The organism is archaeon CG10_big_fil_rev_8_21_14_0_10_43_11, assembly GCA_002763265.1.
Taxonomy (GTDB): domain Archaea; phylum Nanobdellota; class Nanobdellia; order PEZQ01; family PEZQ01; genus PEZQ01.
This window is the reverse complement of the sequence record PEZQ01000005.1, coordinates 1-7,272: the sequence shown is the minus strand read 5'-3', so window position 1 is coordinate 7,272 and position 7,272 is coordinate 1. Positions and strand designations below refer to the sequence as shown.

Below are 7,272 nucleotides of genomic sequence, written 5' to 3'. Positions count from 1 at the left end.
TAGGGGATGCCTATTGTTTGGGTTGTGGTGTTTGCAAGAAGCGCAAGAATAGCAAGGTAGATGCCTCCTGTGCAGGGAAGCTCAAAGAGCGAAACAAGAAAACCAAGAATGATTGCAGCAGGAATGTTTGCGCGCCGGGCAACATGCTCAATTGTTTTCTTTTTTGACGCGGGAATTTGAAGCGAAAAACCTTTGCCATACCAGAAAAAGTCTTTGATATTAATAAGACCTGCAAGAATAGCAACAATTGCAGCAATGCTAAATACAATTCCAGCAAATCCGGCAATATGAATAATGCTCAGCACGCCAAGACCTGCAAGAAAATACGTTACGTACACGCTTATGATATAGGCTATGCCTGCTTTGAGCATGCGTTTTTTTGAAGCTGAAACTGAAAGCAAGTATCCTACAAAAAAGATGAGAACCGCAAACGCGCACGGATTGATGCCGTCAATAAGTCCTGAAATAATAATAAGCGACGTGTTAATAGTTGAGGGCGCGCCAGGCACGAGTGCGCTTGTTCCTCCTCCTTTTTCAATATCTGCACACGTAAGCTCACTTGGCAACGGACACGTGTAGTCCTGCTGGGACGTGAGTTCTTCAAGGGCTGGTCCAAGTTCTGATTTAATCACGTCCTCTCCCATCAGGAAATGGTTTGCAGTAACAACGAGCGGCACTTTTCTGTCTGCAAGGGGAATGTTTTGGATTGAACAATACTGATTGTACAAGTTGTAGTTTCGCAAATCTCCTGAAACTTGCAGGTAGTGCACCATAACCCGGTCTCCATACTCTTTGTCAAGGGTTTCAATAACTGGTCTGGTGTTAGCGCAGTGCGCACAGCCTGAGGTGTAAAAGTAGAGCACGCATACGTGGTCTAATTCATTTGCGCCAAGATCCCACACCGGCGTGATTGGCAGTTGTTGTGCGGGCGCGCTGACGGTGCAGCCTGAGGTGTTGCTTTGCGTTGTGCTGCACGCGTCTTGACCAAGGGCTGGGGAGAACGCAAAAAGAATAAAAGCAAACAAAATCAGAGCTGCACGCATTGCACATTAAACAGTGTTACCCTATATAATAGTTTTCTCTAACAGCAATACAAATCTTCAACAACGCTTCCCGGCTCTCCAAAGGGGTTGCCAAATTCACGAATGTTTGCAATCATGAGTTTGTTTTTTTCTGTTTGTCTTTGAGAGCGTGCTTCAACAATAGCTTTTGGAATGTCAATGCCCACAGGGCAGTGTGTTTTGCACGCTTCACAGAGGTTGCAGCGAAACACGAGTTCAGTTTCAAAGTTTTCGCGCACAAAAATCATGCGCACACGCGGGCTTGCAGTCTCGCTTTTCTCGCCAACAAGGATGGGACACACTGATTTGCACATGCCGCAATTAATGCACGACTCTGGTCCGTTGCTCATACGATTCGCCCCCTATTGAGTATTCCTTTTTTGTTATATATGTTTTTGAGAACGCGCACGCGATACTTGTAGCGCGGAGGCACGTATTTTTTCTTCAACACGCCATACCCGTGTTCGCCTGTTGGTTCTCCTTCAATGTTTTTAACAAACTCGTACATGCGCTCAACGTCCTCGCCTTGTTCTTGTGAAAAACACGCGTGCACAACACCAATGCCCACATGTCCAAATGCGGGAATGGATTTGCTGTCAAGCCAGAAAAGAAAGTCATTCATTTTTTCAAGACTGACTTTTGGGTCAGTGATGGTAGTAAGACCTCGCGCTGCAAGTTCAGGATAAATGCCTTCGCGCTTTGCCCATAATTGAGCGACTTCTTCTTGTTTAGTGATTTCTCCGCCCTCATTGTCATATTCAACAAGCAGCACATTTGTTTCAAAACCAACAAGACGCGCGGCGTGCTCGTTTAAGAGTTCAAGGGCAAGCACATGAGGCAGTTGCGCAAGGTCTTTGACCGCGCGCGTTAAGTCTTTGATGGTATCGAATTCGCGAAGCGTGATTGACGTGTTTTCAATGCTGTTGGTGAGTTTGAGTGTTGCTTCAACAATGATACCAGTAACTCCTTCTTTGCCGCAAAAATCGTCTACCTCGCTTGTTTCAATAAGCTCACCCGAACTTGTCACGATTTTGAGCTTTTTAATCCAGTCTCGCGTGCTGCCAAAACGCAGGGCGCGGTTTCCCTGCGCGTTTGTTGCAATCATACCTCCAATAGTTGCAACTGCATCACTGGATGGCACTACCGGAAAGAAGAGCCCGTTTTGTTTGAGTATTTTATTGAGTCTTCGACAAACCATGCCCGGCCCGACGCGTGCTTCCTTGTTTTGAACATCAACATGCACATCAATAAGGCGAGTCATGTCCATAACGAGTTCTCGTTGCGGCACTGCACCGCCAACAAGACCAGTTCCTCCACCGCGAATCACCACATTGTACCCATAGCGGTAGCACAAGTCCATAACTTTGCTCACATGGTCAATGCTTGTTGGCAACACCACGCCAAGTGCTTCGCCTTTTTGTGGTGACGCGTCGTACGCGTACGCGAGCAAGTCTTCTTGCTCGTCTGTCACGTTTTCTTTGCCAACGATTCGTCTAATATTATTTAACAGCATGCAACACTGCCTCCGCAAATTCCATGATTTTCACGCCTTTCGCGTTTTCTTCCAGGTGCTTTGTGCACATGGTGCAGGGCGTGACAAGCAGGTCAACGCCAATAGTGTCAAGTTCTTTGAGTCGTTCTTTTGCAATCTTGTTCGCGGTTTGGGGATAGTTGCTCTTCACCCCGCCTCCAGCACCGCAACACAACGCATCTTCTCGCGTGTAGAGCATTTCTTTTATGGTGTAACCAAGGGCTTTGAGCACGTCGCGAGGCTCGTCATAAATGTTTGATTGCCTGCCCAAATGGCACGGGTCGTGATAGGTAATGGTTTTGTTAACTTTTGCTGGTTTGAGCGTTCCTTTTTCAAGTGCTTTTTTAATAGTGATAGTTGCGTGCTCAACTTCTATGTTTTGGAAATTGTAATGGCGCGTGAATATTTTATAACAGCCCGGACAAGGCGTAATAATTTTGGTAATCCCCCGTTCACTAAACAGTTCTGAATTCTTCAAAATGAGGTTTTCAAAGTCTTTTTGGTAGCCTGCAGCATGAACCGGCGAGCCGCAGCACACTTCCTCATCAGCGAGCATGATGTAGTTAATGTTCATTTTTTTGAGCAGTGTTTCATAATTTTTGAGCACGTCTTTTCCCACAAATTTAGTTAAACATCCAGGATAGAAAAGCGTGTTTCCAGCAGTAAGTTTATTGAAGAGCGCATCAACAAAGCCCATGAACATTCTTCTAGGACCAAAACAAAGTTAATAAAGAATTCTGTATGTTGCGCGCTACATCCGTGAAAAGCGCCAGTACACTGCTTTCACGCTTTTTGTGGGCTTAGTGTGAAAGTGATAGGAGTGGCCAATAACAAAGTCGTAGGTTTTGAGTTTTTCAAGCGTAAATCCGTATTCTTTTGCAATTGCCAAAAGAAATGGCTCAGAATCGGGTGCGTGTAAGGAGTATACAACGTCCGCGCTTTGGAGTGCGGTTTCTATAAAGGGTTTATCTGCTTTTCTGCTTTGTATGCCAAAAGGCGGGTTTTGGATGACAACATCAACGTGCTCGTAAAAATCGCTTACGTCTGCTTCAACAAATTCAGCGTTGTCAATTGAAAGGCTGTTCGCGTTTTGTTTTGCAAGAGCAAGCATGTTTTTGTCCGTGTCAAGAAGGAATACTTTTTTTGCGCCAACAAGGCTTGCGCCAATGCCAAGTATACCATTTCCGCAGCCAAAGTCGGCTACTGTGCCGTCTTGAAGGTCGGGCAGCGCGGTCCAGACCATGTCTGCTGCAATCTCACTAGGCGTAATGTATTGTTCAAGGCCCACATTTAGTTTGTCAGGTAGTTTTAGTTGAGAAAGCGTGATTGCCAACTGCTTTTTTGACTTCACAATACTCACATTCCAACACGGCACGTTTAAGGTTATAACCTTTACGAATAATTGATATTAACAATGTTTTTTTAAGTGAAAACCAATACCGTTTAGTTATGAAAAATCTTGCATTGTTCTTACTTCTTTTAACTATTGCAGGATGCACTGCAACCGCCTCAACTTCAGAAAATAACAGTACGCAAAATGTTTCCATACTTAAGGAGACTACAACAAATACCTCACTAGTAGAAAATTTAACGCATTCTACGCCAGAAGTTAAAATACCACTTGTAGTTTCTGCTTTTATTAATTCCCCACAAGTGAACTCATATGAGTTACTCCAGTTTCTTTCATTTTTTGACGTATTAATGAAAGAAAAATCGTTCTCTGTTAATTATCAGGTTTTCAAGAGAAATGAAACTGTCTTCTCTAATTTAACATCCACTATGGAAGTATCTGTTGGCGCAGAATTCACTGTTGGTAGTACAACCTTTACGTTGGATGATGTTTCAACCAGTGCAGCATTAATTAGCACAGGCGGAAACACATACACCGTTAACACAACGTACTTAACCATTGGCAGTGAAAAGCTCAAACTTAACGAAAACCCATTCGTGGGCAGTACCGTTAAGAAAGCAACATTCAGGATTGGTGAAGAATTTGTAAATGAAATGATATACCATTCGCGTTTTGGCAATATGACACAGGAACTTAGAGAAATGTGCGTGAAGAAGTTATATCCTTCTAAATTTTATGAGTTCCATATGCGATCTTTTGACGAGTGTGGTTCAAATATAGAAAATATCTCCTGTTCAAATTTGGTTTTGGAAAATCTAGATATCTCATCGTCTACTGTTACTACATGTACAAAAGCTGATAAAGTTGAACTTTTAGATGAAGCGATTGCCGCACAGCAAAATTTCACATTTCCCGGCAGTCCGGCACTATACATTAATCAGAATCTGGTAAATAATCCAACAAGTGTTCAGGACCTAGCATCATTCTTCTGTGATATTGACCCATTCAGAAATATTTGCTCAATTGATTTCTCAAACTGTGGAAACAACATTTGCGGATTTTACGAGAATAAAACAACTTGTCCTTTAGATTATTAATAACAAAATAGGTATATATCTAACTATAAGATATATTTATAAACTCAAATAACTATTATCAAAATATGCTATTAGATAGGATATTCTCAAATAAAAGCAGGATTTTGATATTAAGAGAAATTTCAAAATCTAAAGAGGGAATTTCAAACTCCCAGATAGCAAAGAAAACAGGATTATCAGAGATGGCTGTTTCAAGAAATATCAGAGAGTTAGCGCAATCAGGTATTATTGAAACAAAGACAATTGGGAAAGCGATTCTTTCAAAGATTAACAAAGAACATAACTTAGGTCATGCCATACGCGAACTATTCAATTGGGAATCAGATATACAATCTGAACTAAGTGTGATTGTGAAAAAACATATTATTCAAGACTACCCTGCGGGCCTTATTGCAATTGTTATGTTCGGTTCTCGTGCCCGCAAAACCGAAAAGTTGGAGAGCGATTTAGACGTGATGCTTATTTTAAATAGGGGGGAGAGAAATACCAAAATAGCGTTTGAAGAAGGAATTGCCGTGTCTATTTTTGAAATATCAAAACAAGACTTTATAGACCAAGCAAAACAACATCACCCATTAATTATGAACATACTACTTGAAGGTGAAGCAATTTATGGCAAAAAAGAATTCAAAGCACTTATCAAAAAAGCAGGATTTTAGTATCAGTTTTGAAAACGGCATGGCATTTCTTGAAAGTGCAGAAACCTACTATCGGGTAATAGGTACTAAAGAGACTACTGAAGCGAAAAAGCGACCAATCATTGATAATATATTCCATGGCTGTGAACGTATAGCATTTGCATTTATTTGTAAGGAAACACAGTTAAAACTAGGAGACCATGACGCAATACTTAGAGAATTCACAAAAGTATTCTCCCAACAAGACAGGATGACAAAAGAGCTGACTGATTTCTACGCAGAAATAAAATCAGTCAATTACCGCGCATTGTACCAATTTGATGTTACTATAACAAATGCCACATTAGCAGAATATATTACCCTCGCTCAAAAATTCAAGCAACGAGCAATATTATACGCAAAAGCGAGAGAATGGATCAAATGAAGAAATACTCAAAAGCGTGTTATTGGTGTGAGAGACGAGTCTACCCGGGCACAGGAACGTACTACTATGGACGGTTGTACCACACGTGGTGTGTGAACCTACGCAAGGCGCAGCAAGCGCTTAGAAGAAAGCGAAGATAGTAATCAATTCTTTATGTTCACGTGTTTTTTTACAAGCTCTGACAAGGTTTTGCCGTCAACCTTGCCTCGAAACTCTTTCATCACATCACCCATCACGGCAGCAAAACTCTTGCCCTTGTTTTTTGCGGCAATTGTTTTGATGCGTGCTTCAACTATCTTTATACCAACTTTCTTGGCGCCAGCAAGAATGTCTGAGATTTTTTCGCCTTCAAGAAGTTTTGGAACTGCGTCAGTCAGTGCTTCTTTACTCAACACTTGTTTTTCATATGCTTTAAGCAATGCATCATACGCGCTACGCTCAACTGCGCCTTTGCCCGCAAGTACGAGAGTTGCAATCATTTTCGCATCCGTGAACTTTTTTGCAAGCTGCTCAAAAAGTATGAAATCACGCGAGTGAACCATCTGCAAGGCAAGATCTTTTGACAAACCCATCTTCTCAAGGTCAGCTTGCAGTTCGTGCGGCTTTTTTGGCAAGTGCTTTTTTACGTTAGCAAGCACGTCTTTTGAAATCGTAATCGGCTCAAGGTCTGTTTCAGGATACATGCGTGCCTTTCCCGGGATAGGGCGCAAAAACACCGTTGTGCCATCAGACTGTGCTGCGCGCACTTCCAAAGGCACGCCCGGAATGCATTGTTTTGCGCGCTCAATTACTGCGTCAAGTGCTTTTCGTGCTTGCTCTTCTTTTGCGGCAACGAGCACGAACGCGTCGCTTTCTTTAACGCGCAATTTTTTTGCAATTTCTTTTTTGTTCAATCCGTATTTCTCAAAATCTTCATCAGAATGAATAATGCCCGAAACACTTCCGTACTGTTTTGCATAATACGAAAACTCGGTTCCAAGGCGTTTGCCTTTTTGGATTTCAAGACCGAGCACGTTTGCAAAACCAAAAAGGCGCGTGCCAAATACGGGCGAGTTTTTGATAAATGATTGTTTAGCATTTTTTGTTAGTTTTGAAACATCAATTTTTTTGAGCACAATATCAGACTGTTTTACATCACGCGCTTTAAGCTCGTCTTTGATTGCAAGCAAG

At 42.1% G+C, this 7,272-nt stretch carries 9 protein-coding genes; 3 read left to right on the top strand and 6 right to left on the bottom strand.

Translation table 11 applies throughout. From position 1 onward, the window contains the following. From COT72_02510 to COT72_02490, 5 genes are all read right to left on the bottom strand, one after another. A partial coding sequence (locus COT72_02510) for a hypothetical protein (protein ID PIO00199.1) occupies positions 1 to 1,043 on the bottom strand: 1,043 nt, incomplete at its 3' end. A gap of 38 nt (positions 1,044 to 1,081) precedes the next feature. After that, positions 1,082 to 1,411 carry a hypothetical protein gene (locus tag COT72_02505; protein PIO00198.1) on the bottom strand — a complete coding sequence of 110 codons (330 nt, stop codon included), beginning with the start codon at positions 1,409 to 1,411 and terminating at the stop codon, positions 1,082 to 1,084. Next, positions 1,408 to 2,574 carry a hypothetical protein gene (locus tag COT72_02500; GenBank protein ID PIO00197.1) on the bottom strand — a complete coding sequence of 389 codons (1,167 nt, stop codon included), beginning with the start codon at positions 2,572 to 2,574 and terminating at the stop codon, positions 1,408 to 1,410. Before COT72_02500 ends, COT72_02505 begins: the two co-directional genes overlap by 4 nt. Next, positions 2,561 to 3,295 (bottom strand): hypothetical protein, encoded by a 735-nt coding sequence (locus tag COT72_02495; GenBank protein PIO00196.1) that lies wholly within the window; start codon positions 3,293 to 3,295, stop codon positions 2,561 to 2,563. The genes COT72_02500 and COT72_02495 overlap by 14 nt, the downstream gene beginning before the upstream one ends. Positions 3,296 to 3,343: 48 nt before the next feature. After that, positions 3,344 to 3,943 carry a DNA methylase gene (locus COT72_02490; GenBank protein PIO00195.1) on the bottom strand — a complete coding sequence of 200 codons (600 nt, stop codon included), beginning with the start codon at positions 3,941 to 3,943 and terminating at the stop codon, positions 3,344 to 3,346. Positions 3,944 to 4,041: 98 nt separating this feature from the next. Here COT72_02490 and COT72_02485 point away from each other — a divergent pair, with 98 nt between their 5' ends. The 3 genes from COT72_02485 to COT72_02475 all read left to right on the top strand — a co-directional run bounded on the left by COT72_02485 (position 4,042) and on the right by COT72_02475 (position 6,102). Next, entirely contained in the window at positions 4,042 to 5,040 is a 999-nt protein-coding gene (locus COT72_02485) for a hypothetical protein (GenBank protein ID PIO00194.1), read from the top strand. Between the two features lie 65 nt (positions 5,041 to 5,105). Further along, positions 5,106 to 5,699 carry a hypothetical protein gene (locus tag COT72_02480; GenBank protein PIO00193.1) on the top strand — a complete coding sequence of 198 codons (594 nt, stop codon included), beginning with the start codon at positions 5,106 to 5,108 and terminating at the stop codon, positions 5,697 to 5,699. Beyond that, a complete protein-coding gene (locus tag COT72_02475; protein PIO00192.1) occupies positions 5,653 to 6,102 on the top strand; it encodes a hypothetical protein in 450 nt (149 codons plus the stop codon). Before COT72_02480 ends, COT72_02475 begins: the two co-directional genes overlap by 47 nt. Before the next feature lie 143 nt (positions 6,103 to 6,245). Here COT72_02475 and COT72_02470 read toward each other — a convergent pair whose 3' ends face one another. Then, a complete protein-coding gene (locus COT72_02470) occupies positions 6,246 to 7,271 on the bottom strand; it encodes a hypothetical protein (protein ID PIO00191.1) in 1,026 nt (341 codons plus the stop codon). Position 7,272 lies beyond the last annotated feature (1 nt).